Below are 1,066 nucleotides of genomic sequence, written 5' to 3'. Positions count from 1 at the left end.
CATCCAGTGCTACCTCGGTTAAGGCATCTGTTGTTAGGTTATAGCCGAATACTCCCTCGTCAGTGATAAACACGGCTTTCATTCGTTCAGCATTGACTCCACTCAAGAAGTTGAAAAGTGCAGCATGGCTAAAGGTCTTATCTGGCGAAAAGCGCCAGCCGATACTTTCGTAGCCCTCTCCCTTATTTGTTGCTTTTAAAAATCCTGTTTCCGGAATAGGCGAGTCCATGAGTAATCTAGGTGCGTCAGATTCATGATGGTGATGTTTGGCTGTTACCACTGAAGACGTCGGCCCATTCAAAAGTGCGATGTCGATATTTCCATAACTTGTTAGTACAACAGGAGGGGCTTTATCCATTGTTTTCTTAATATATTGGGTGAGTTGTGCTTCATCTCCGTCTTGGTAAAGGTCACTTTTGTTGCCAATGATCATATCAGCAATCAATATCTGTTGATTGAAGGTATCATGCTGGGTGTAGCGCTCATCGCTTAGCTTGCGTGCATCGACCAATGTGAGGGTCTTTTGTAGGGAGAGTACTTGTTGATAGTGTTCTGCCGACAGTACTTCTAAGACTTCTATTGGGTGGCCTAGCCCAGTTGGCTCTATCAACAAACGGTCTGGTTTAGCGCGCGAAAGCAATTGGTTTAAGGCAATTTGCATCGGTAAGCCCGATGCACAGCACATACAGCCGCCTGGCACCTCTTTGATAAATACGCCTTGTTCTTGAGAGCTCTGACCTTGAAAAAAACTGCCGTCTACACCAATTTCGCCAAATTCATTGACGAGTACCGCCCATCGTTCGTTATCGGGTTTTTGTTTGAGTAAGTTCAGAATCGCAGAAGTTTTTCCGACACCGAGGAAGCCGGTGATGATATTGGTGGGTACTGCCGAGACCGTTTTTGCGTCGATGGTCATACTAGGTTTTTGCCTTATATAAGTTTCGGACTGTGGTCAGGGCCAGCAAGCCGGGTAATGATCGGTAGAGTATATTCGAGAGTATAAACATAATCGTGCTGACGCACACGATTGTCTGTCTGACACCTTATGTATAAATAGACCTCAACA

Annotated in this window: 1 protein-coding gene; it reads right to left on the bottom strand. The window is 45.3% G+C overall.

The genetic code is table 11. The features are described from left to right. A partial coding sequence (locus A3729_RS26495) for a GTP-binding protein (RefSeq protein WP_068634455.1) occupies positions 1-916 on the bottom strand: 916 nt, incomplete at its 3' end. Positions 917-1,066: the final 150 nt, after the last annotated feature.

Source organism: Oleiphilus sp. HI0043 (genome assembly GCF_001634935.1).
The sequence above is the reverse complement of the archived record's forward strand: the minus strand, read 5'-3'. Positions and strand labels throughout refer to the sequence as shown.